Origin of the sequence: Rheinheimera pacifica (assembly GCF_024809855.1) — a bacterium.
Taxonomy (GTDB): domain Bacteria; phylum Pseudomonadota; class Gammaproteobacteria; order Enterobacterales; family Alteromonadaceae; genus Alishewanella; species Alishewanella pacifica_A.
In genome coordinates, this window is sequence record NZ_JANUEM010000001.1 from 1 (window position 1) to 20,987 (window position 20,987).

The 20,987-nt window shown below is 45.9% G+C and carries 19 protein-coding genes, 1 tRNA gene and 1 rRNA gene; 7 read left to right on the forward strand and 14 right to left on the reverse strand.

Annotated elements, in window-relative coordinates; all coding sequences use genetic code 11:
* Together M2404_RS00005 and M2404_RS00010 are read right to left on the reverse strand one after the other, a co-directional pair.
* A 16S ribosomal RNA gene (locus M2404_RS00005) occupies positions 1-79 on the reverse strand; the annotation flags it as partial.
* Positions 80-587: 508 nt separating this feature from the next.
* Positions 588-1,730: a GNAT family N-acetyltransferase/peptidase C39 family protein gene (locus tag M2404_RS00010; RefSeq protein WP_259237374.1), complete on the reverse strand. Its 1,143-nt coding sequence runs from the start codon at positions 1,728-1,730 to the stop codon at positions 588-590.
* A 150-nt stretch (positions 1,731-1,880) separates the two neighbouring features.
* On the opposite strand from M2404_RS00010, the gene M2404_RS00015 reads away from it, so the two are divergent.
* Complete coding sequence (locus tag M2404_RS00015; protein ID WP_259237375.1) at positions 1,881-3,347, forward strand: RimK family protein; 1,467 nt, start codon at positions 1,881-1,883, stop codon at positions 3,345-3,347.
* A gap of 38 nt (positions 3,348-3,385) precedes the next feature.
* Here the strand turns inward: M2404_RS00015 and M2404_RS00020 are convergent.
* The 5 genes from M2404_RS00020 to M2404_RS00040 all read right to left on the reverse strand — a co-directional run bounded on the left by M2404_RS00020 (position 3,386) and on the right by M2404_RS00040 (position 9,693).
* A tRNA-Leu gene (locus M2404_RS00020) sits at positions 3,386-3,471 on the reverse strand.
* 122 nt (positions 3,472-3,593) lie between these two features.
* Positions 3,594-4,544, reverse strand: coding sequence for an isopenicillin N synthase family dioxygenase (locus M2404_RS00025; RefSeq protein WP_259237376.1), 951 nt, complete (start codon positions 4,542-4,544; stop codon positions 3,594-3,596).
* A gap of 15 nt (positions 4,545-4,559) precedes the next feature.
* Positions 4,560-5,768: a NupC/NupG family nucleoside CNT transporter gene (locus M2404_RS00030; protein WP_259237378.1), complete on the reverse strand. Its 1,209-nt coding sequence runs from the start codon at positions 5,766-5,768 to the stop codon at positions 4,560-4,562.
* A 17-nt stretch (positions 5,769-5,785) separates the two neighbouring features.
* Positions 5,786-6,418 carry a uridine kinase gene (gene udk / locus M2404_RS00035; RefSeq protein WP_259237380.1) on the reverse strand — a complete coding sequence of 211 codons (633 nt, stop codon included), beginning with the start codon at positions 6,416-6,418 and terminating at the stop codon, positions 5,786-5,788.
* Between the two features lie 125 nt (positions 6,419-6,543).
* Positions 6,544-9,693 (reverse strand): TonB-dependent receptor, encoded by a 3,150-nt coding sequence (locus M2404_RS00040; protein WP_259237381.1) that lies wholly within the window; start codon positions 9,691-9,693, stop codon positions 6,544-6,546.
* A gap of 316 nt (positions 9,694-10,009) precedes the next feature.
* On the opposite strand from M2404_RS00040, the gene M2404_RS00045 reads away from it, so the two are divergent.
* Positions 10,010-11,197: an endonuclease/exonuclease/phosphatase family protein gene (locus tag M2404_RS00045; protein WP_259237382.1), complete on the forward strand. Its 1,188-nt coding sequence runs from the start codon at positions 10,010-10,012 to the stop codon at positions 11,195-11,197.
* 57 nt (positions 11,198-11,254) lie between these two features.
* Here the strand turns inward: M2404_RS00045 and rlmM are convergent, their stop codons facing one another.
* From rlmM to mutY, 6 genes are all read right to left on the reverse strand, one after another.
* Positions 11,255-12,337 (reverse strand): 23S rRNA (cytidine(2498)-2'-O)-methyltransferase RlmM, encoded by a 1,083-nt coding sequence (gene rlmM, locus M2404_RS00050; protein WP_259237383.1) that lies wholly within the window; start codon positions 12,335-12,337, stop codon positions 11,255-11,257.
* A 1-nt stretch (position 12,338) separates the two neighbouring features.
* Positions 12,339-12,713 carry a DUF423 domain-containing protein gene (locus M2404_RS00055; RefSeq protein ID WP_259237384.1) on the reverse strand — a complete coding sequence of 125 codons (375 nt, stop codon included), beginning with the start codon at positions 12,711-12,713 and terminating at the stop codon, positions 12,339-12,341.
* A complete protein-coding gene (locus M2404_RS00060) occupies positions 12,688-13,326 on the reverse strand; it encodes an alpha/beta family hydrolase (RefSeq protein ID WP_259237385.1) in 639 nt (212 codons plus the stop codon). Before M2404_RS00060 ends, M2404_RS00055 begins: the two co-directional genes overlap by 26 nt.
* A complete protein-coding gene (locus tag M2404_RS00065) occupies positions 13,307-14,242 on the reverse strand; it encodes a transcriptional regulator GcvA (RefSeq protein WP_259237386.1) in 936 nt (311 codons plus the stop codon). The genes M2404_RS00060 and M2404_RS00065 overlap by 20 nt, the downstream gene beginning before the upstream one ends.
* Before the next feature lie 96 nt (positions 14,243-14,338).
* Positions 14,339-14,611: an oxidative damage protection protein gene (locus M2404_RS00070; protein ID WP_259237387.1), complete on the reverse strand. Its 273-nt coding sequence runs from the start codon at positions 14,609-14,611 to the stop codon at positions 14,339-14,341.
* Positions 14,608-15,693, reverse strand: a complete 1,086-nt coding sequence (gene mutY, locus M2404_RS00075; RefSeq protein ID WP_259237388.1) for an A/G-specific adenine glycosylase — start codon at positions 15,691-15,693, stop codon at positions 14,608-14,610. The genes M2404_RS00070 and mutY overlap by 4 nt, the downstream gene beginning before the upstream one ends.
* 130 nt (positions 15,694-15,823) lie before the next feature.
* Here mutY and trmB point away from each other — a divergent pair, with 130 nt between their 5' ends.
* The 3 genes from trmB to M2404_RS00090 are packed head-to-tail and all read left to right on the forward strand — an operon-like array spanning position 15,824 to position 17,891.
* Entirely contained in the window at positions 15,824-16,549 is a 726-nt protein-coding gene (trmB, locus tag M2404_RS00080; protein ID WP_259237389.1) for a tRNA (guanosine(46)-N7)-methyltransferase TrmB, read from the forward strand.
* Positions 16,550-17,563 carry a class I SAM-dependent methyltransferase gene (locus tag M2404_RS00085; RefSeq protein ID WP_259237390.1) on the forward strand — a complete coding sequence of 338 codons (1,014 nt, stop codon included), beginning with the start codon at positions 16,550-16,552 and terminating at the stop codon, positions 17,561-17,563.
* A gap of 16 nt (positions 17,564-17,579) precedes the next feature.
* The gene (locus tag M2404_RS00090; protein ID WP_259237391.1) at positions 17,580-17,891 is read left to right on the forward strand and encodes a hypothetical protein; all 312 of its coding nucleotides are present in this window, start codon (positions 17,580-17,582) and stop codon (positions 17,889-17,891) included.
* 26 nt (positions 17,892-17,917) lie between these two features.
* Here M2404_RS00090 and M2404_RS00095 read toward each other — a convergent pair whose 3' ends face one another.
* A complete protein-coding gene (locus M2404_RS00095; RefSeq protein WP_259237392.1) occupies positions 17,918-18,316 on the reverse strand; it encodes a DUF3293 domain-containing protein in 399 nt (132 codons plus the stop codon).
* Between the two features lie 144 nt (positions 18,317-18,460).
* On the opposite strand from M2404_RS00095, the gene M2404_RS00100 reads away from it, so the two are divergent.
* Positions 18,461-20,092, forward strand: a complete 1,632-nt coding sequence (locus M2404_RS00100; RefSeq protein ID WP_259237393.1) for an ATP-binding protein — start codon at positions 18,461-18,463, stop codon at positions 20,090-20,092.
* Positions 20,093-20,278: 186 nt separating this feature from the next.
* Entirely contained in the window at positions 20,279-20,986 is a 708-nt protein-coding gene (gene arcA, locus M2404_RS00105) for a two-component system response regulator ArcA (RefSeq protein WP_259237394.1), read from the forward strand.
* Position 20,987 lies beyond the last annotated feature (1 nt).

A 20,987-nucleotide genomic window follows, 5' to 3' on the forward strand; every position in this document is an offset into this window, starting at 1 on the left:
TCCGAAAACCCCGCTCGACTTGCATGTGTTAGGCCTGCCGCCAGCGTTCAATCTGAGCCATGATCAAACTCTTCAATTAAAAGTGTTTGCTGCCATAAGGCTGCTCAGTCTTACTGACTTAAAACATTTCTGTAGTAGCCACTCAACCGATAAATTTCATTTTTGTGAAATCCATCATAAGTGCCCACACAGATGATTGATTGCTTATTGTTAAAGAGCGTGCTTTGAACTCTCAAAGCGGGAGGCGTATATTACCCTTCCCAGTTTTTAAGTCAAGCGTGACGATGATTCTTAATACAAAAACACATCGTCACACCAGACTTTTTATCGCATTTCACCGTGTTAACCACCACCGTGAAGCGAGGGCGCCATTTTAGTGATTTAAACCAGTCTGTCAAGCGTCTTTTTAAAAGATTTTTGCGACCCGTTTTGACTCACCTGAAGCACCCAAACCGCAGCACCCCGTGGCATGGCGCGCATTATAGGGCCTTTTAGGAGACCTGCAAGCGGTTATTTGAGAAAACTTGTGTTTTTAAGATCGTTCGCAGAAAAATTGCACAAAGTGGCAAAAAGGCAAACAAAACACGCTACTTTTTAGCATCCCGGATAACTACAGCAGCCTTAAGCCGGTTTTTGCCATAACTAAAAGCTTTCATAAACACGCTGTGTTCTACCGGAATGTACTGCCGTTCTGCTGCAGACAACCAGGGGATATCTTCAGTATCAGGATCATTAATATAGACAAAGTGTTCATCTACCGCACACACCACCACCCAATGCGGTGCTTTGCTTTTATCAAACTGCCAGGTACTTATTAATACAACCAACAAAGCCCCCTCCTGCAGTAACTGTTTTATCTTGCTGATACCGGGTTCAGAGCGATGTAGCACTATGCCACTTTGCTCAACCTTTTGCCGGTAGGAATCATGTACCCGCTGCAAAATCGCTTTCTTTACTTCACTGCGCACAGTGTCGGTAAATAAAGGCCCCTCTTTGTTTAGGAAAATCTCCACCGCGAATCCCCGGTTATGGGCAGCTAAAGCCAAGCCCCTCGGTCCACACCCACCATGGCCTGATGTCATAAAAATAGTTGTAGCCTCACGCCAGATATCTATTTCCAGCGCAGCAGGATCGAACTTACCGGGTTGAAAGTAGTTAAAAGCCATTAACAGGCAAGCCGGGCCGCAAGTAAAAGGGGTGGTTTGCGGGATATAGGGTACTTGCCGGTTTAAAGAGGCACTATTAAACTGAATAATCTGTTTTTGCATACAGATAGCGTCAGAATGGTCTTCATAGAAGTCATGCTTAATAGCAAATTCATGATAATTCAGTTTCTGGTACAGCTTAATTGCAGCAGTATTATCGTAGCGCACCTCTAAACGCAGTAATACACAGCATCTGGCTGCTGCGGTTTTTTCAGCATTTAGCATAAGGAACTCAGCCACTCCCTGCTTACGATAAGCAGGATCTACCGCCAGAGAATAAAGCCGCGCCAGGCTGGTGCCTCTTCTATATATAAGCAGAAAGTAACCCGCTAGCTCGCCAGCCTGTTCGGCTACCAGTAAGTCATTGCGGCTATCAGCGATAAAACGCTTAAAACTGCGTAAACTAATACGGTCAGTTGTAAAGCACTTCTGCTCTAATGTCATTAATGCTGAAATATCTCCGGCAGTTGCATTTCTGCAGGTCAGACCGGATGAGGTGCTGTTTAATACGCTTGTTAAAGTCATTATTGCCTTTCGCCAATTTTTAACTAAGTTTAGGATAACAACAGCTAAACAAATGAAAAGCAAACAAGAAATTTAACTGTTGTGGTGCAATTTTCTTCACTGTCTTTTATCTGGCATCGCAACATGCTTTGACAAACTATAGGAGTGGCAATGGCCAAACTGATTATCGTAGTAGACAAAGCTCAGGACTGGGCACCTTTTCATCAGTATGATGGCGTAATGACGCTACCGGCCTATCTGAAATGGTCGGCCAAAAATAAGCAACGTACCCGGGTGATTAATTTATGCCGTCAGTCGCAATATCTGGGAAGTGGCTATTACTGTTCGTTGCTGGCAGAAGCACGTGGCCATCATGTTGTGCCTTCGGTAAGAGCTTTTAATAAATTTAACCGCCATGAAATTGCCGATATAGCAGAAGAAATTCCCGGTACTATTTTGACACAGCTAAACAAAGCCTTAGTTGATGAAACAAACACGCAGCTTATTTTTAATATTTACTTTGGGGAAACGGAGCATAAAGCCCTGAAAAAAGTAGCCAGCTATCTGTTTGACGCCTTTTCGGTGCCGATATTGCGTGTTGAACTACAAAAGAAAGTTAGCTGGCAGGTAAAAACACTGAAGATAGGCAGTGTGCATAAGTTGAACGAGCATGAACAAAGCTTGTTTGGCAATACATTAGAGCGCTATAGCCATAAGATCTGGCGGGTAGAACCGACGAATCGTAAGTATAAATATGACTTGGCAGTGTTAGTTGACCCCAAAGAGAAGTTCCCGCCCTGCACACCTAAATCCCTGGAGTTGTTTAATAAGGCGGCCAAAAGAGCTGCTATGGACACCGAGCAAATTGGCGTCAGAGATATTCACCGGCTGGCGGAATTTGATGGTTTGTTTATCCGTGAAACAACAGGCGTTAACCATCATACCTTTCATATGGCATTAAAAGCCGAACGCGAAGGCTTGGCAGTAATTGACGACCCTAACTCTATATTGCGCTGCGGTAATAAAGTTTATTTACAAACATTGTTCGAGCAGCATAAGGTGCCTATGCCCGATGGCATTATGTTGTTTAAACAAGATGAAGATAACTTAGAGCGTGCAGCCGATACTTTGGGTTTACCATTGGTACTGAAAATTCCTGATGGCAGTTTTTCCCGTGGTGTGGTGAAAGTAAAAACCCTGACCGAACTGCGTTCGCAGCTTACTGCCCTGTTTGAACAAAGCGCAATTATTCTGGCTCAGCGTTATACCTTTACCGAGTACGATTGGCGTATAGGAATACTAAACGGTACACCTATTTTTGCCTGTAAATATTTTATGGCACGCAACCACTGGCAAATCTATAAACATGGTAAAGCCAAAACGGAAAGTGGTGGCTTTAGTACCTGCGCTATTACAGAAGTGCCTGCGCATGTGCTGGATACCGCCATCCGTGCCTGCGCGCCGATCGGTGATAGTTTATATGGTGTAGATATAAAACAAGATGGCGACAAAGTATACGTTATAGAAGTAAACGATAACCCGAATATAGATGACGGTGTGGAAGATTTATATCTGGGCAATAAACTATACGATATGCTGGTAGAAGACTTTATCCGCCGTATCGAACTAAAACGGTGAGTTTCAGATGCAAAAAAACCGGCCTCAGCCGGTTGATTTGGTGCAGATGGAGAGACTCGAACTCTCACGCCTTGTGGGCACAAACACCTGAAGCTTGCGTGTCTACCAATTCCACCACATCTGCGTTATGTCTTCGCTACTGCGTTAACATGGCGTGCAGTATAGCGACTTTATCAAACCAGTCAACTATGAAAACGCACAATTTCTATCGTTTTGCATCGCTCGGGCAAATACTAAGCAAGATGCCTAGTATTTCGCCTTTTTCAGCAAACCAATCTCTTCTAAACGCTGCATTAAGTAGTCGTTAGAGTTAATCGGCTCCGGGTAGCGATTAGGCCTGTCGGCGCTGATGCAGCTATCCAGAGTTTTTATTACATAATCCGGGTTCGGGTGCATAAAAAACGGAATGGAATACCGTGGCTCACCTGCAGCCGCACCTGCCGGATTAACTACCCTGTGCGTAGTAGATGGCAACACATGGTTAGTCAGGCGTTGCAGCATATCGCCGATATTCACCACTATAGTACCTTCAATCGTAGTAACCGGCAGCCAGCTGCCATCACGACGCAAAATCTCCAGCCCTGCTTCATTTGACCCCACCAGCAAAGTGATAAGGTTAATATCTTCGTGCTGGCCGGCACGAATAGACTGAGTGCTGGTATCTTTAATCGGCGGATAATGAATTGGCCGCAAAATAGAGTTGCCGTAATTCACCTTATCGGCAAAGTAACTTTGCTCCTGCCCCAGAAACAGGGCTAACGCTTCCAGCACACGATTGCCCAGCTTTTCCAGCTCAGCATAAAGCGCATAAGTGGCCTGCTGAAAACCCAGCACTTCGATTGGCCAGACATTAGGATACAAACTCGGATGTGGCGCCGGGCCATTCAGCTCACGGCCAACATGCCAGAACTCTTTTAAATCCGGGTGATTAGAGTCTTTGGCTTTTTCAACACCAAAACCAGTGTAACCACGCGCACCGCCCTGGCCAGGTTTATGGTATTTCGCTTTAACCTCATTTGGTAAAGCGAAAAATTGCTTAATCGCTTTGTAAGTATTTGCTACCACTTCATCTGAAATACCATGGCCGCTAATGCCGCAGAATCCAAACTCAGTGTAGGCCTTGCCAATTTCGGCAACAAAGTTATCTTTGTCGGTGGCAAACCGTCTTATATCTAACGTTGGAACTTGCTGTGTCATATAAAAGACCTGTTTTTAGCCTAAGGAAAAAAAGAACCCTGCAATAGCAGCGCTCATTAAGTTAGCTAATGTTGCTGCAAGCAGGGCTTTTAAACCCAGTTCAGCAATATCAGCCCGGCGCCCCGGAGCCATACCGCCCAGGCCACCTAATAAAATAGCAATTGAAGAAAAGTTAGCAAAACCACACAGGGCAATAGTTACTATCACCTGCGTATGAGCGCTTAACTGCTCTTTCACCTGCACAAAGTCGAGGTATGCGACAAATTCATTAATTACCAGCTTCTGACCGATAAAACTGCCGGCAAGCCGAGCTTCATCCCAGGACACGCCAAGAATAAATGCCAGAGGCTGGAATACATAACCGAAAATCAGCTGCAGTGTTAAATCATCTTTACCAAACCAACCACCAATGCCACCTACTATGCCGTTAACCAATGCAATTAAACCAACAAAGGCCAGCAACATAGCACCAACATTCAGTGCCAGTTGCATCCCACTGGAGGCACCTGCAGCGGCAGCATCAATAACATTCGTGTGCGGCTTGTCAGCACTGATTTCAGTTAACTCATTTTTAGGTTGCTCGGTTTCAGGCAAAATTAACTTCGCCATTAAAAACCCGCCCGGTGCAGCCATAAAGCTGGCTGCAATCAGATACTTCAATTCAATACCTAAACCGGCATAACCTGCCAGTACAGAGCCCGCAACAGACGCTAAACCACCAACCATTACGGCAAAGAGTTCAGAGCGGGTCATAGTAGGAATAAAAGGCCGTACTATTAATGGCGCCTCAGTTTGGCCAACAAAGATATTAGCTGCCGCCGACATAGACTCCGGCCTGCTGGTACCCAGCAACTTTTGTAAACCGCCACCGATAATGCGAATAACCCAAGTCATAATGCCTATGTGGTACAACACCGCAATTAATGATGAGAAGAAGATAATGATAGTCAGTACATGGATAGCGAAAATAAAACCTTGCGAGAACCGGCCTAAATCACCGAATAGAAACAGGATACCGGCGTTGGCATAACCAATCACATTAGCTACTACCTGTGAAATGCTGTACAGCACATCCTGCCCAAAGGGCACGTACAACACAAAAGCCCCTATTGCCAACTGAATAGCAAAAGCGCCACCCACGGTGCGCCAGTTAATACGGTTACGATTGGCTGAAGCCGCATACGCCACCAATAACAGGGCAACAATACCCACTAATCCCATCATACGTTATTCCCTGATTATTATTCAGCCAGCAACTGGCGGATTTTTGCTTTTATTATATCGATAGCAATCTGGTTTTTACCGCCGCGGGTAACCACCAAATCGGCATGCTGCTTGGAAGGCGCAATAAATTCGAAGAACGCCGGTCGCACAGAGTTTTCATATTGCTCAGTTACCGAACTCAAACTGCGGCCCCGGTCTTCTAAATCACGTTTTATACGCCGTAACAAGCAAACATCCAGCGGCGTATCCATAAATACCGTAATATCAAACTGCTCTCTTAACTGCTCATCAGTCAGCAGCAAAATACCTTCAACTAAAATCACTTTTGCAGGTTGCACGGCTATAGTTTCTTCAGTACGGGTATGGTTTTTATAGCTGTATTGCGGCATTTGTATGGCTTTACCGGCACGTAGCGCACGTAAATGTGCAGCCAGTAATTCATGCTCAAAAGCTGCAGGGTGGTCATAATTCGTTAACGTGCGCTGTTCAAACGACAAATGGCTCTGATCACGGTAATACGCATCTTCCGACAAAATAGCGATACGCTCACCGCCAAGTTCAGCCACTAGTTCCTGGTATACCGTTGAAGCAAAAAGGCTTTTACCTGATGCAGAAGCACCGGCAATTGCGATAATAGTATTTTTTCCCACTGACACGTTCACTTTTACATAAATAAGCTGCTAATTATCGCTAATTACTACTGAATATGAAATAAAAAAATCCTGCCAAGGCTAGCCTGGCAGGATTTCAGTAGATACTGATGTCTTAATAAAAATTAGAACTCGTACTTAATACCCACTGTCATTTTCCACAGAGACGGCGTAGCTACGCGAGCCTGAGGAGATGGTTGAATAAAGCGGTTATAAGTATAAGTACCGTCAGCATTTAAACTTCCGTCAACCACCGCTGCAGTTTGCGGGAAGCGAGCTTCATACAGCACACCCCAGTCGTCATTTAGCAGGTTAGTCAGGTTATCAATAACAAAGAAGGCTTTGGTTCTATGGCCTTGTGCAAAACCAGGCAGTTCCTGCTCAATACGCAAGTCAACCTTAGTCCACCAATCGCTTTCAAAACCATTACGCTCTGCAATGCCGCCAGAATATTTACTCAGGCCGCTGCTGTTTACGTAGTCAAAGAATGCATCTGTGTCAAATGGAGTATACACACCGGTATTTTGATCCGTCACACCACCCCAAACCACATTTGGATCATCTACACCTGTTGGCACATACACTAACTGACGACCAGTGAAGTAATCACCTGCTATACCAGAACCGCTGAAAGTATAGCTGTATGGACGACCTTTATTATGCGAGCCGATCAGACTAACTGTGGTTTTATAACCTTCAAACAACTCAGCAGTATAGGTTAAACGTGCAGTGAAACGGTGTGGCGTTTCGTAGTTAGATGTTGCCGGCTTCGGATCATAGAAATCACTGCGGGCAAAGTTGTTAAGGTTAGAATACGCAACCGAACTCGTCATAGGGTTAGAGTCTTCAGCCTGAATATGAGCATACGCCAAGCTCCAGTCTAAACCGAAGTCATGACGCTTGCTAATAGACGTACTGAAAGATATCTGTTTTGCATCTGAACTCGCATTGGTAACCACTAAGTCTTCACGGCGAGAGCCTTCGCGTGAGCCATAAATAGGGCGGCCATCTGCTGCAGTACCTGTTTGAACCATAGCAATATCACGAATAATTGCTTGGTCCTGGCTACGGGTATACATCAAGTCAGCCATTACAACATAACCGCTGTCGAAGCTGTAAGTACCACCGATGGCGTATTTCCAATCTTTCGGCATTTTGAAGTCTTGATCTAATGCGTTTACAGCGCTATCGCCGCTTGCATTTGTTACACGGTCATAAATGCTTTGTGGAATGTCATACAGCGGGCGGCCAGCGCCCGATAATGGCGCAGTAAGAACATTGATACCACTACGGTCAGTGATCTGAATTTGAGTAATACCGTCGTTCTGATAACTGTTAGCAATCCAAACATTCGGGTTGCCGCCAGTATACAGACCAACACCGCCTCGTACTTCCAGATTATCGGTAGCATTCCAGTTAAAGCCGAAACGTGGTTGTAATAAGCTTTCGCCATCAAAAGTGTTGGTATTAGAGAAACCATAACGCCTTACAAAATTAGCATTCTCACGCGGCACGTCGTCACTGGTGTACCAGTCATAACGTAAACCAAAAGTCAGCGTTAAATCAGCATCAGCAACATAGTACTCATCCTGAATATACGCAGTATTGATAGCATAACCAAATTCAGCAGCAGCTTCCCTTGGGTTATGAGTGCCGGCAGCATTACCATAATAAATAGTAGCAGGAGTACCAGCTCTGAATGCATCAATAGAGTTGAAACGATATTCGCCGATTGAGTGCTGAACAAACATGTTAAATACATTGTATTCTTCGAGCTCAAAACCACCGGTGATAATATGATCACCATAGTTGTAAGTACCGGCCAATTTGAAGAACGTTGTATCATAATTCAGATCGTTTGATTGGCGAGAATCATCGACGCCGAAATATACCGTTGATTCAGCTGCACCATTAGTGGTTGTTACCCACACTTCAGGCATGCCACCAGGACCAATGTTGGCCTGAGTATTGGTCAGCTCAGAGTAGCCTAGACGAACCTCTGTGGAGAAGTTATCAGTCCAGTCAGAAAATAATTGACCAACATAAGAGCTGAACTCAGCACTGCGAGCATAATAATGATCTGAAAACTCGTACTGGTTCGAACTAGAGTCAGACTCCCGAACTGAACCACCGTCATTGTAATTGTAAGTGAAAGCTGTACGGTGTTGATCGTTGATATACCAGTCTAGTTTCAGTAAATATTTTTTATCTTCAACAGGAACTGAACTGATTGGCGCACCAACTTCATAGCCATAAACATCTCGAGCAATTTGAGCTATTTCGTCTAACTGCGATTGAGTCACACCTGCTACAGGGGTGCCCGCGTTAGAATCAGCAGGGCCACGGGTAAAGTTACTGGCACCTTCGTACTTCTCATAAGCCGCAAAGAAAAACAGTTTATCTTGAACTAACGCTCCACCAACGTTAAAGCCGTACCGCTTTTCGTTAAATGGATCAGTACTCAGTGAAGTCCCTTCTAACTTATCACCACGTAATGAGTCATTGGTGTAATCGAAGAATACAGAACCTTTAACCTCATTAGTACCAGATTTAGTTACAGCATTAATATTACAAGCAGTAAAACCACCGTATTTTACATCAAACGGAGCAAACTCAACTGCTACCTGCTGCAACGCATCGTAAGAGAAAGGCATACGCTCGGTTGGATAACCATTGTCATTCAAACCAAAGTTATCATTCATGCGCACGCCGTCAACCGTCAAACTGTTAAAGCGTGGGCTAGCACCATTACACTGAATACCACGGGCAAAGCCAGCATCGATATAAATACGCGGGTCAGCAGCAACAGTGTCGGCTAAATCACGGTTAATATTCGGGATAGTTTGCAAGTCTGATAAGCTAAAGTTTGCTACAGGACTTTTGCTACCGTAATTTGAATTAGTTATAGCTGAACCAGTTACCGCAATACGTTCTACACTTGGTTGTTGAATAACAACGCTAAGATTTTGCGTCTCACCTAATGTCAGGAAAACATTGTCAATTGTTTCTGTGCGCCCTTCTGGTCCAGTAACAGTTAACAGGTATGGGCCGCCAACTTGTAAACCACGAGCCGAGAAGGTACCTGTGGCATTTGTAGTTAAAGTACGGCTAGTGCCATTTCTTTTATCTGTTACCGTTACTGTTGCATTTGAAACTGTAGAACCAGCTTCTGTGGTGACAACACCGCGCACTGCTGATGAGGTTTCCTGTGCAATGGCGATATTGCTTACGCCAAGAGCGAGCGTTACCGCAAGAGCTAGACTTTTAATTTTCATATCGTTTTTTCACCTGGTAGTTGTAGGTATTTATCTAAATCCATTTGAATACAGATGCTGCGTTCAATTTGGGAGACAATGGTAACTAAACCATATTACACTTTTCTTACGCCAATCCGATTTATGGGAACTTTTAGCTCCTCTCGTTGTCTTAGGCGGTTGCCATATAAGTGTAACATAGCTGCTCTGAGTTGCGCACTATGCTGGCCGAAAATGGCTAAAAAACCGACTTGCCCAGTGTTTTCATCCATTTACTGGTTTTTGTTGCGCCAGCACTTTATGCTATCAGCCTGTCTGATTTACTCACCTGCATCTAATGAAAAAATGTTTATCTGCTCTCGGCTTTAGTGCCGCAATCAGCCTTGGAGTGTCGTTAAATATGCACGCCACCGAAGTTACCTTCGCTACTTTTAATGTCAGTATGGAAGCGCAGAATTACCTGCCCAAAGGCCAGAATGGCGGCCCGGCTGTATTGGCAGAATTATTGCAAACCGATAGCCAGCCGCAAATTCGTAATATTGCTAACATTATCCAGTTGGTGCGCCCGGACGTGCTGTTACTGAATGAATTTGACTATATCGCCGAGAGTAATAAAGGCATAAAAGCTTTTATCAAAAACTACCTAAACAAACCGCAAGGCACAGCTGAGGCAATTAACTACCCCTACTTTTACTACAACACAGTAAATACCGGCCAACCCAGCCCTTTTGATTTAGACAACGATGGCAAAGCTACCGGCCTGGGTGCAGACGCCTGGGGTTATGGTTTTTATCCTGGTCAGTACGGTATGGTGCTGTTGTCAAAATACCCGATAGATACTGACAGGGTCCGTACTTTTCAGCAGTTTAAATGGAAAGATATGCCGGGTTTTATGCCAACAAAAAAAGCCGATGGCAGCCCCTGGTATAGTAAAGAAGCCTGGGCAGAGTTTCCACTTTCTTCTAAAAGCCACTGGGACATTCCGCTTAATATAAATGGCAAAACGGTGCATATATTAGCCAGCCATCCAACACCACCGGTATTTGACGGTGAAGAAAATCGCAATGGCGTTCGTAACCATGACGAAATCCGTTTATGGGCAGATTACTTAACACCAGAAAAAGCGGGCTATATTTACGATGACAACGGCAAAAAAGGAGGGTTAGCAGCAAATGCCAGCTTTGTGCTGCTGGGCGATCAAAACGCTTCTGCCGATAACGAAGGCCATGCCTTAAATAGCGGAATTAACATGCTATATAGCCACCCGCGGATCAACAATAGTATGCCACCAGCCAGCAAAGGCGGTGCAGACCATACGCCAAATAACCCCAAAGCGACCTATCACACTGCCGATTGGCGGATGCGGGCCGACTATGTATTGCCTTCCAAAGCCGGTTTTGTGTTAAAAAACAGCGGTGTATTCTGGCCGGTAAAAGCAGACCCGCTTTACCCGCTTATTGGTTCACGCGGTGCCAGTTCAGACCATCGGCTGGTATGGGTAACAGTAGAATTAAGCGCTGACTAATTCAGCGCTGTGTATTTGTATTCTGCACGACACGGTAAAATCCGGCGTGCAGTCGGCTCAGAAGCGCTGCACCAGATTTTGTATGTGCACGGTAACTTCTTCCCTGTCATGGTATAAGTGTTTCACCTGCAGCCGGTATTTGATGCCGGCTTCTACCAACCGCTGTTCAAGTTGCTGCAAAATGTCTGTTACCGTTTCATAGCGCTTTTTCATTGGCAGTTTAAGGTTAAAAATGGTTTCCTGACACCAGCCATTGATCAACCAGTCGGCAATGCGCTCTGCCACCCTTTGTGGTTGCTCTATCATGTCGCACACCAGCCAGTGGTTATTCTTTTTCTGTGGCTCGTATTTAAAACCGTCTACCGTTAAATGTCGCACCTGGCCGGTTTCCATTAACGACTCAGCCATAGGGCCGTTATCAATTGCGGTTACCATCATGCTGCGTTTAACCAACTGATAAGTCCAGCCACCGGGGCTGGCACCAAGATCTACCGCATTCATACCACCCGACAAGCGCTTGTCCCACTCATGTTTGGGAATAAACTGAATAAAAGCTTCTTCAAGTTTTAACGTACTGCGGCTTGGTGCTTCGTTGGGGAACTTCAGCCGCATAATGCCATTTTCCAGCGGGCTGTTGTTTTCCGGATACGACAAACCGACATATCCCTGCTGACCGGTTAATAAAAACAAGTGCAGCACGGGTGCACGTTTTAGCTCTTTAGGTAATAACACCCCGGCCTGGCGCAATGACTGGCGCAGTGGCACCGTTAGTTTACGCGCCAGGGTAGATAATGTTTTTCCGTCATTTGTTTCCGGATACTCTACTCTTATTTCACCACAACCACTTAATTCAGCACTAAGTGCGACAGCTACTACCGGCGCTATCCGATCTGCCGGCGGCAGCTCAAGCAAGTCAGCAAGCAGCAGGCTCCACTGGCGGATAAAGATAAACTGTTCAAACGGATAATCACGATAAAACTGCGCTAAGCTGTCCGCTTCATAGGCCTCAAAAATAACATAGGCGCTGTCTGCAGTTAACTTGCAGTAACCAAATACATTATGCAAAGCGGCTGTATGCTGAATTTCAACTGCGCACTCTTTTTCGAAACCAGCGCGGCAGTACAGTAATAGTTGTTTCATGTTAACTCCGCCGCCAGGCACTTACAGCAAATAACAGCCAGGCAGCAATAAGCAACTGGCCACCAATGGGCGCCAGCTGTGAATAATAAAACGGCAGAGCAAACACCCCTGCCAGTATAGTCCAGACAAAAAACCACAATCCCAGATGCCAGACCACAGCAACCAGCTTTACCAGTTTGGCATCAGTGCGCTGCAGCCCCAGCGCCAGTAGCGCTAAGGCATGAAACGCCAGCATAGCCAAAGCGCTTATTACTCTGGCGATAGCCTCAGCAGTTAACTGCCCTTGCCATAAATGCATCAGCACAGCACTTAAGCCTACTACTGCGCCGCCATACAAACCGCTGACGCTGTTACTTAGCTGCCAAAAGTATTTCATCAATGCTCCTGCTACAAAATTGCGCGGCTGCAGCAATGAGTTGTTGCTGCGTCAGGCCGCTTTTTACTCTGGGTTTAAAATCATGATCGCCATCTGTCAGCCAGTGCATGGTCACATCAGACCATTGCATGGCAGCCAGCTCGTCTCTTGTACCAAAAGAGTCCCGCTCGCCCTGGGCAATAAATAACAGGCTGGCCAGAGTAGCAAAGTGCTCAGTACGCCAGTTAAGCTTTTTCGGCGCATGAAACGGGTAGCCAAAAGCAAATACCGCCTTTACGTTACTATGCTGACTTAGCATACTGGCCACACGGCCCCCCATCGATTTACCGCCAACAAATAGCGGTAAATCAGCAGGGCTATTATTTATCTGCTGGCTGAATTCTGTCTGTAATAATGGCATTTTCGGCGGTAAGCTGCGTTTACCGGTGTCGATAAAGCGCTGCATATAAGCGAAATTAAAGCGCCATACTTCTATATTACGTTCTGCCAGTTGCTGTGCCAGCTGTTGCATAAAGCAGCTGTCTGCACCAGCACCGGCACCATGAGCCAGCAACAAGCGGGCTTTAACCGCAGCAGCGGTGTTAATTAGCACCTTAGTCAAGGGCAACGGCATTTGTGAATTGCTGCTCAGCAAAAGCGGCTTGTTCTGCTTCTACCATCGACACCATCCATTGGCGAAAAGCGGTAATTTTACCCAGCTCTGTCTGGCTTTCCCGGCACACTAAATAATAGGCATCTTTGGAGATCAGCACATGGTTAAACGGCACAATTAAGCGGCCAGAGTTTATATCTGGCCGTGCTAACACGTTATGCGCCAGCGCTACGCCCTGGCCATGAATGGCGGCTTGCAATACCATTGATGAGTGGCTGAATATAGGCCCCTGATTAACATTAAAATGCTTAAAGCCCTGTGTGGTAAACCAGGCCTTCCATGCACGGCGTGAGCCGTCATGCAATAAATTGTGATATTGTAAATCCGTGGGCTCTGATAATGGCTTAGGGCTGTTTAACAGCAGCGGTGAACACACCGGCAGTAAATATTCGGTGTGCAGTTTATCTGCATGCAAATTACGCCAGGTGCCCCGGCCATAATATATCGCCACATCAACATCATCAGTCAGTGAGCCTTCGTCCAGATCAACAGCTTTAATGCGTACATCTATATCCGGATGCTGTTCACTAAACTGGTTTAACCTTGGCACTAACCACTGAATAGCAAAACTCGGCTGCAGGCTTACAGTTAACGAGCCTTTGGCCCCGCGCGCCAGCAGTTTTTCAGTAGATTCATGCAGCTGCAAAAAAATTTCTTTAATATCCAGAAAATAACTCTGGCCTTCTTCCGTCAGCAGTAAAGAGCGGTTTTTTCGCATAAACAACTTTAAGCCCAGATGATCTTCCAGTGCTTTAATCTGATGGCTGATAGCAGCCTGGGTAACGTACATCTCTTCTGCAGCCTTTGTAAAACTTAAGTGCCTGGCGGCAGTTTCAAAGGCTTTTAATGCGTTAAGCGGGGGCAGGCGACGCGCCATAATATCTCTTAGATTATTAATATCTGATGATTAAAATTTCTAATCCGAATTATAACGCTGTCGTCGCCACGACGCCAGCAGGCTGCCAAGCTAAGTTCACTTCTCTACCGGTTTGTAGCCTTCAATTTCAACGTCTTCGCCTTTAAACAGGAAAGCTTCCATTTGTGCTTCCAAAAACTGGCGATGTTCCGGGTTCATCATATTCAGCTTTTTTTCATTAATAAGCATAATTTGCTTTGCCTGCCACAGTGCAAAAGCTTCTTTGCTGATACTGTTAAAAATTTTCTTACCCAAATCGCCGGGATACAGCTGAAAATCCAGCCCGGGTGCATCTTTGTTTAAATACTCACAAAATACGGTACGGCTCATAGTAGTTTGTCCTTTTTGTCCGGATTTGCAGCTAATAACTGCTGAAATAGTTGTTTTGCCGGTGCCGACAAGCCAACCTGCGGAATGGCATGTATTGTAAACCAAGTCGGTGCAGATTGCTCCTGCACCGCAGCGGGAGCATGTTTTAGTTTTACCCGCAGTGGCTGGATCCATAAATGAAAATGGCTGAAAGTATGACGAAAGCCTGCCAGCTCCTCCCTGCTTGCAACAGCCAGTGCGTTTAGCAGCAGGTATTGCTCGCGTTCTGCTGCAGATGCAAACTCAATAAAACCAAACAAGCCGCCCCAAAGGCCGGACGCCGGGCGCTGCGACAGCAACACCTTATCGTCGTGCTGCAATAGCAACCAGAAACTCTGTTTTTCCGGCAACGCTTTTTTGGCTTTTTTGCCGGGGTACAAAGCCTGCTCACCGGCCAGTGCAGCTTTGCATTTTAATTTAAGCGGGCACTCTACACAGCGCGGCTTGCTGCGGCTGCACAAAGTAGCACCAAGATCCATCATTGCCTGATTAAACTCCGCTACTGTGTCTTCCGGCGTTAGCTGCTCGGCCAGTTGCCATAGCTGCTGCTCAACCTTTTTATCTCCGGGCCAGCCTGATATAGCGGAAAAACGCGCCAGCACCCGCTTGCAGTTGCCATCTAAAATAGCATGGTGCTGCCCCAAAGCTAAAGACAACACCGCCCCGGCTGTTGAGCGCCCTACGCCAGGCAATGCCAGCACCTGTGCAAACTCTGCCGGAAATTGTCCGCCATGCTGCGTGGCAACTATTTGCGCGGCTTTATGCAGGTTACGCGCTCTGGCGTAATAACCCAGCCCGGTCCATAAATGCAGTACTTCATCAAGCGGCGCCTGTGCCAGGGCATTAATATCAGCAAAGCGTGCGGTAAAACGCTGAAAATAAGGAATGACAGTAGCCACCTGGGTTTGCTGCAACATAACTTCACTAAGCCAGGTTTTATACGGGCTTTTATTAAGCTGCCACGGTAATGTTTTGCGCCCGTGCTGCTGATACCAGCTAACCAGCTGATTTGAAAACCAAACTGCATCCTGTTGCGCTAACATAAAGCCCCCCTGTGTTGAAGATTGCGCGCAGTATAAGCAGCCCTGTTTGCCTTGCCAACCATAATCACGGTTGAGCAAAGCCACTAATACAAGGATAATACGCGCCGTTAATGATTATGCGGAGCAACAGATGACAGACAGTACCGGCCAGCAGCAAGACGATCAGGCCGAAAACACCACCTACATGCGCAAAATCCGCTCCTTTGTTTTGCGTGAAGGCCGGCTGACCAAGGGCCAACAGCATGCGCTGGATACCTACTGGGCAGATTACGGTTTAAGCTATCAGCCAGCCCCACTGCCTTTGGCAGAAATATTTGGCCGCGATAACCACAAGGTGCTGGAAATTGGCTTTGGTATGGGTAAATCGCTGGTGCAGATGGCAAAAGAAGCACCACAAAAAGATTTTATCGGCATTGAAGTACACCGTCCCGGCGTTGGCGCCTGTTTATCTGAAGCCGTAGCACAACAGGTTAAAAACCTTAAAGTATTTGAACACGATGCAGTAGAAGTGCTGGAGCACAGTATTGCCGATAACAGCCTGGACACGGTGCAACTGTTTTTCCCTGATCCCTGGCATAAAAAACGCCACCACAAACGCCGTATAGTGCAAAGCGATTTTGTGCAACTGCTGCGGCGTAAATTAAAACCAGGCGGCGTATTTCATATGGCCACCGATTGGGAAAACTATGCTGAGCATATGCTTGAAGTTATGCTGGCAGCAAAAGGCTTTACTAATCTATCTGCCGATAATAGCTATGTTGAGCGGCCAGAACAGCGCCCGCTGACAAAGTTTGAACAACGTGGCCAACGTTTGGGCCATGGAGTATGGGATCTGATGTTTAAAAAGGAAAGCTAAATGCTAGCAACAGCCAGTCAACTGGTATTACGTAACGTCAGTGATCTTAAGGGCAAGGTATTAATAGTTGAACCCATGGCCGACAGCCTGGCAACTGAGCTACGCTACCTGTCGCCAGAGCTTGAGTTAAGCTGCTACAGCACCGATGCGGCAGCCGCTGCCTGTTGGGCTCATGACTATGTAACGCTTTATACCGACGTCAGCCCCCGGTTTAGCGGCACTTTTGATACAATTGTACTGTTTTACCCGAAAAGCAAAGAACAGCTGGCTTTTACACTGGCTCAGCTAAAAAGCGTTATCAGTAACAATACCGAAATTTTTGTTTGCGGCGACAACAAAGGCGGCATTAAAAGCCTGGCCAGCCATGCCCAAAAACTGGGGCTGGGTGCCAATAAACTGGACAATGCCAAACACTGTTTATGGTTTTCACTATTTGGTGATTTCAGCAGCTTAGCCGCCGTAACAGACCATAGTTTTACCATTAACGCTGCCGGTGAAGCCCTTACACTGCACTCGCTGCCAGGCGTATTTAACCACGGTAAACTGGATATTGGCACTGCCTTATTACTGGATAACCTACCAGACGTAAGCCAGGGCAAGGTGCTCGATTTTGCCTGTGGTTGTGGCGTTATTGGTGCAATGTTAAAGCGCAAGCATCCGGCAATTGAGCTGTTCAGCTCTGACATCAGTAGCTTAGCTGTTAAAGCAACAGAGCTGACACTGGCAGCAAATAAGCTTGGCGGCACAGTGATAGCTGCTGACGGTTTGCCTGAAACACCAAAGCAGTTCGATTGTATTGTCAGTAATCCACCGTTTCATACCGGCATTAAAACCGACTACAGTATTGTGGATACCTTTATCCGCCAAAGCTCAGCCAGGCTTAGCAGCAATGGCAGCCTGACAATAGTGGCTAACAGCCATCTGGCGTATATGGAATTACTGCAACAAGCGTTTAAAAAGGTTACGCTAAAAGCCAAAGCCAACGGTTTTGCGGTGTACCGGGCAACGAATTAAAGTTAGAGGATGTCTTATGTGCAAACTGGCTGCTGTGTTATTACTGGTCTGGTTAACACCGACAATAGCGGCAGCCAGTGTGCCCTGTATTCAAAACCCGAACCGGGTAAAAGCCTGCCCTAATCTGTTGTACCGTGTAGCGCAATTACCGCAGATGTCTGCACCTGCGGTGGTATGTATATGCGCAACAGACTTTGCACCGCTGTTGCAGCAACCCGGCGACGATACAGAAAAAGTAAAGCAGAATATGACCAGGCGCCAAATGGAGGTAATACACGGCGACAAGCTGCAAGCTGTACTGGATATATTGCAGCGGCGTAATAACTAGGCAGTAAATTACTAATTCAGGTATTACTAATCAGGTAACAGCACTAAACGCTCAATAAAAGCACCCAGGCTTTCTTCATGCTGCGGCATTAACACCGGCACCAGAAATAACTCCCCCTGCTCTACCCAGTAAATTGCATTTTGCTCAAACTGCAGTGCCAGTTGTAATGCAGTGCTTTTGTCGCATAACACTATCCAGCTTTTTTCCTGAAAACTTAAATCAGGTGCGCTGCCTATTACAGAGCGATAGGGTAAACGTTGCAAGTTCAGACAGGCTTGTAACTCTTTGTCGCGGCGTAAATTAAGATAAGGATGCTCAGTGTTTCCGGCGGGGTTCTGTGCGCTGATAATAGCGAAATCAACATCACATTTCAGTGCCTGATGGCACAGAAAAATACTCGTTTTATAACTTTCCCACAGGCTCATAACCAGACCTAAAAGTAACAAGTGCTTCTACTATAAACGGCTTTACTAAATTTACCAGCGCAGTTTGCTAAATTCCGTTAATGTGCATAACATCAATACAGGCACAGTTCGGCAAGCTAACAACAAATTGATCGAGATAACTAAATGATTGCAATAGATAAAACCACTTCAATTAAAAATGCATTGATTTGGGTCATTATGCTGATTTGCAGTCTTACGCTATGTCTGGCCATGATTATCTCTGCCACTCAGGATGTAAAATTACAGCGCAAAAAACTGGTATCGCAGTTGGAAGGTTATATCAGCATTATTGCGTTTAATGCCAGTAGCAGTATTTTGCAGGACAATGCGGATATTGAAGAAAACCGCTTAAGTTCTTTTGCTGCAGTTAATATGTTGCACAATGTGCATATTTATAAAAAACAGCCCGGCAGTAATGCGCTCAGTTTTTTTGCCAGCTACAACCGGCGCGATATAGGCCCTTACCCGGTGCAATTTGAGCGCATACAACAGTTTTTAACACCGGTGATCAGCAGCAACTATATAGAAATAACCAAACCAATCAGCCATCAAGGCAATCTGCTTGGCTATGTTTATATCCGGGCCGGCCAGGAAGAACTCAGCTCCTATATTCAAACCCGTATTTTGCTTGATATTCTGATCGCACTTGCAGCCCTGATCAGTGCCTTTTTTATCAGCTCCCGCTTACAGCGCCGCTTTACCACGCCGATAGAAACCTTACTCAGCGTGGTACAAAAAGTAGCCAAAGAGAAAAACTATCAGATCCGTGCGCCGGTGGCCCCCATCAAAGAATACAATATGCTCAGCCGAGCCTTTAATACCATGCTGGACAGAATTGAACAGCAAATCAGCAAACTGCAGCAGGCTGAACAGGAAAACCGCCAGTTGACACTAAGCCTGGAGCAAAAAATCGGCCAGCGTACCGAAGCATTAAAAACATCGAACCAGGAACTGCTCAATACTCTGGCAACATTGCATCAGTATCAGAACCAGATTGTTGAAACCGAAAAAATGGCCAGCCTTGGCCAGATGGTGGCAGGCGTTGCGCATGAAGTAAATACTCCCATTGGTTTGGGTGTTACAGCATCAACCCTGTTGCAGGACAAGCTGACCGATATTCAAAAAGCCTTTGATGAAAAAAAGCTTACCTCATCACAACTGGCCAGGTTTTTATCTGAAAGCAAAGAAAACCTGGGTATTATTTACCGCAATATGGAGCGGGCAGCCAGCCTGATCTCCAGCTTTAAACGTGTTGCTGTCGATCAGTCCAACGAAAACCGCCGCCAGTTCAATATGCTGCAACTTATTAATGAAGTATTGCTGTCACTGCGGCCAAATCTGAAAAAAACACAACATCAGGTGCTGGTAGATTGCCCGCCAGAACTCGAACTGGACAGCAAACCCGGCCCGATTAATCAAATCCTGATTAACCTGATTATGAACAGCCTGATCCATGCATTCGAGCATATAGAGCAAGGCGAAATGCATATTACGGTTCAGGTAAAAGATAACCGTTGTTTTCTCAACTACAGTGATAATGGTGCTGGCGTGCCCGAATCAATTAAAAAGCGCATTTTCGATCCCTTTGTCACCACCAAACGCGGCGAAGGTGGCAGTGGGCTGGGTTTGCACCTGGTTTATAATTTGGTTACCCAGGCGCTTAACGGCAAAATTCAGTTAGAAAGCACCCTGGGTGCCGGTATTCAAATTCAGATAAACTTCCCTGTGATCATAAAAAGTGCACACCCGGCGTAAGAATAAACAATAATAACTGATGCTACTTTGGTCGAATGGAACATTAGCTGCGACTAATTGTTAACAAAAGAACTTGTTAACAATTGGACAGATGGTTATAATTGCGTATTATTTGACAAATCGACGTCATCTATAACACGCTTAGGTATTATAAATTTCACAAAATTCACATAAGGTTTAACTCCAATGCAAACACCTGTGATTCTCATAGTTGAAGACGAAGAAGTAACCCGCTTAAATCTGGTTAGCCTGTTTCAGGGAGAAGGCTATGATGTTATCGAGGCGGTAAATGGCGAGGAGATGAACCAGAAGCTTACTGAAAATCAGGTAAATCTGGTCGTCATGGACATTAACCTGCCAGGTAAAAATGGTCTGATCCTGGCCCGCGAACTGCGTCAGCGCGAAAACATCGGTTTAATTTTCCTGACCGGCCGAGACAGCGAAGTAGATCGCATTCTGGGCCTTGAAATTGGTGCAGACGATTACCTGACCAAGCCATTTAACCCGCGTGAGCTAACTATCCGTGCCCGTAACCTGTTAAACCGCACTGTGGCTCAGCCGGTAGTTGAAGAGCATAAAAGCATCGTTAAATTCAATGGTTGGACTCTGGACGAAAACAGCCGCAACCTGACATCACCAAAAGGCGTTGCCCGCCGTTTGCCAAAAGGCGAATACCGTGCACTGCGTTTAATGCTGGATACACCGGGTAAAATTTTTACCCGCGAGCAGTTAATCCGCCATATGACAGGCCGTGATTTACGCCCGAATGACCGTACTGTAGATGTAACCATCCGCCGTATCCGTAAGCATTTCGAATCTGATATTGAAAGCCCTGAGTTAATCAGCACCATCCACGGTGAAGGCTACCGCTTCGTTGGCAAACTGGAAAAGTAAG

Excerpts from the sequence above, each read along its gene's own strand:
- M2404_RS00010 (WP_259237374.1), bottom strand. The coding sequence starts at position 1,730 with ATGACTTTAACAAGCGTATTAAACAGCACCTCATCCGGTCTGACCTGC.
- M2404_RS00015 (WP_259237375.1), top strand. The coding sequence starts at position 1,881 with ATGGCCAAACTGATTATCGTAGTAGACAAAGCTCAGGACTGGGCACCT.
- M2404_RS00025 (WP_259237376.1), bottom strand. The coding sequence starts at position 4,544 with ATGACACAGCAAGTTCCAACGTTAGATATAAGACGGTTTGCCACCGAC.
- M2404_RS00030 (WP_259237378.1), bottom strand. The coding sequence starts at position 5,768 with ATGATGGGATTAGTGGGTATTGTTGCCCTGTTATTGGTGGCGTATGCG.
- M2404_RS00040 (WP_259237381.1), bottom strand. The coding sequence starts at position 9,693 with ATGAAAATTAAAAGTCTAGCTCTTGCGGTAACGCTCGCTCTTGGCGTA.
- M2404_RS00045 (WP_259237382.1), top strand. The coding sequence starts at position 10,010 with ATGAAAAAATGTTTATCTGCTCTCGGCTTTAGTGCCGCAATCAGCCTT.
- rlmM (WP_259237383.1), bottom strand. The coding sequence starts at position 12,337 with ATGAAACAACTATTACTGTACTGCCGCGCTGGTTTCGAAAAAGAGTGC.
- M2404_RS00055 (WP_259237384.1), bottom strand. The coding sequence starts at position 12,713 with ATGAAATACTTTTGGCAGCTAAGTAACAGCGTCAGCGGTTTGTATGGC.
- M2404_RS00060 (WP_259237385.1), bottom strand. The coding sequence starts at position 13,326 with ATGCCGTTGCCCTTGACTAAGGTGCTAATTAACACCGCTGCTGCGGTT.
- M2404_RS00065 (WP_259237386.1), bottom strand. The coding sequence starts at position 14,242 with ATGGCGCGTCGCCTGCCCCCGCTTAACGCATTAAAAGCCTTTGAAACT.
- M2404_RS00070 (WP_259237387.1), bottom strand. The coding sequence starts at position 14,611 with ATGAGCCGTACCGTATTTTGTGAGTATTTAAACAAAGATGCACCCGGG.
- mutY (WP_259237388.1), bottom strand. The coding sequence starts at position 15,693 with ATGTTAGCGCAACAGGATGCAGTTTGGTTTTCAAATCAGCTGGTTAGC.
- trmB (WP_259237389.1), top strand. The coding sequence starts at position 15,824 with ATGACAGACAGTACCGGCCAGCAGCAAGACGATCAGGCCGAAAACACC.
- M2404_RS00085 (WP_259237390.1), top strand. The coding sequence starts at position 16,550 with ATGCTAGCAACAGCCAGTCAACTGGTATTACGTAACGTCAGTGATCTT.
- M2404_RS00090 (WP_259237391.1), top strand. The coding sequence starts at position 17,580 with ATGTGCAAACTGGCTGCTGTGTTATTACTGGTCTGGTTAACACCGACA.
- M2404_RS00095 (WP_259237392.1), bottom strand. The coding sequence starts at position 18,316 with ATGAGCCTGTGGGAAAGTTATAAAACGAGTATTTTTCTGTGCCATCAG.
- M2404_RS00100 (WP_259237393.1), top strand. The coding sequence starts at position 18,461 with ATGATTGCAATAGATAAAACCACTTCAATTAAAAATGCATTGATTTGG.
- arcA (WP_259237394.1), top strand. The coding sequence starts at position 20,279 with ATGCAAACACCTGTGATTCTCATAGTTGAAGACGAAGAAGTAACCCGC.